The organism is Bacillus sp. JJ1127, assembly GCF_036965845.1.
Taxonomy (GTDB): domain Bacteria; phylum Bacillota; class Bacilli; order Bacillales; family Bacillaceae_G; genus Bacillus_A.
In genome coordinates this window covers 360-1,989 of record NZ_JBALQK010000214.1, presented here as the reverse complement: position 1 = coordinate 1,989, position 1,630 = coordinate 360, and the positions used below count along the sequence as shown (strand labels likewise).

Genomic DNA, 1,630 nt, shown 5'->3' with positions numbered 1-1,630 from the left:
GGTCAGGGCCTTTTTTTGCCACATGCCAAGTGAAAATAAAGAGAGAACGAGTGCAGATCACTTGTTGTTCTTCATAGCCACGACTAATATATTGAAAAATTAAAATGGATTTATATATTTTATTAATACTTATTACGTGATTTTGAAGGCAAAGATGAAGAATAAAGAAGAAACAAAAAAGAAGAACGCCTATTAGTGAGGGTAAACGTTCTTCTTTTTTGCTGTACATTTACTTAAATTTCTTTTCCTTTATTGTAAGCAGGTGCAGGATAGTCTCCATGAGCAGACTGTAAAGTTTCTACAGAACTATTTAATCCAAAAGAAACAATACCAATCATAGCTAAACCTACCATAATTGAACAAATCTTTTTCATCACTTTAACGCTCCTTTTTCTGATAATTTTTGTTTAGCTTTATAAGCTGAATAGAAGTATTTTGCCGATTTTTCAAGGTTTACCATCTCATGAAATTTGACCGCCAATATTTCGGCATATTCTTGTACATACCCTAATAACCTTTCTTTCTTAAAATATGCAGTTCCTAAAACAATTAAAGTCTCTAATTCTGCCAAAGGGATGTTGTCATTCATTCCTCTTAAAATTAAAAAATGATGCTTGTATTCCTCATTTTTTAATTTTTCACAAACATCTAAACCCCTTCTAATAAATTCTTCTGCTATTTCTTTTTCTCCAAGTTTAAAATATTCTCTCGCTTGTAAGAAAATAGCTTTAAAGTGGTTAGAGATTTTTTGATTAACTTCTGACAAATGGCGAATAGCCAAACTTGAAAGGTTTTGGCTTGCATATAACCAACCTAAATTATTTCTAACCCTTAAAATTAAGATTTCTTCATTTTGCTTCTGTAAAATATCTATTGCAGAAGTAAAATATTCTTCTGCTAATTCAAATTGTTGTAGCTGTACACAAGCTCCTCCTAGAATATTCTTACATAACGCTACATTAATTTCACAACCAGTGTGTTTAGAAAATACCTCTTCTGCTTTAGATGCACATTTGATACCCATAAGCGAATGAAAAGTAATGTTATAGAAAGAGGCAATTCTATAATAAAATTCGGCTTGTTCTAGTTCATTAGAAACGAATTTCAAAAGATTTTCTGCTTTCTCATAATGCTCTTTAGCCTCATTATGATTTGCAAGTAGAGTTGCATGAATAGCTTTGAAGAAATGATAGTAGTAAGATAGAAAGTTATCGATTGGTATATCAAACGATTCAATTTTATTAAAACTCTCTTTTGTGATACCTAAGCCATCAGTCAACACCTTATATCTAAAATCTAGTAAGGAGTAATATAACAATAAACTTTGATCTTCTTCGATATTAGCAATCTTCTCATCAATTTCTTGTTTTAAGTTTGTCGCTTTTTCTACTTGTTGTTGCAACATCGAATGATACCAATCGTCTAACGAATGTTTAAGTTGTTCTTTTGTTACTACATGTGCACTCACAGCAATCCATCCCCCTTTTCCCTTTATTTGTAATTATTTCAATATTAACATAATTCAGCAAGTTATATATAAACTCCCTCTTTTAGATATGTTGAGAAATATTTTTCAGAATATTAACAACTAATATACAACAAAAAAGCCGCTGTGCAGAGATAATAAAGT

3 protein-coding genes are annotated in these 1,630 nt (G+C 30.6%); all 3 read right to left on the bottom strand.

The window, feature by feature from the left end; genetic code table 11:
* On the bottom strand, positions 1–229 hold a 229-nt coding region (locus V7183_RS19520), incomplete at its 3' end, for a hypothetical protein (RefSeq protein ID WP_335360533.1).
* Between the two features lie 4 nt (positions 230–233).
* Entirely contained in the window at positions 234–374 is a 141-nt protein-coding gene (locus V7183_RS19515; protein WP_335360532.1) for a Phr family secreted Rap phosphatase inhibitor, read from the bottom strand.
* Entirely contained in the window at positions 374–1,468 is a 1,095-nt protein-coding gene (locus V7183_RS19510) for a hypothetical protein (RefSeq protein ID WP_335360531.1), read from the bottom strand. Before V7183_RS19510 ends, V7183_RS19515 begins: the two co-directional genes overlap by 1 nt.
* Between the last annotated feature and the right edge of the window lie 162 nt (positions 1,469–1,630).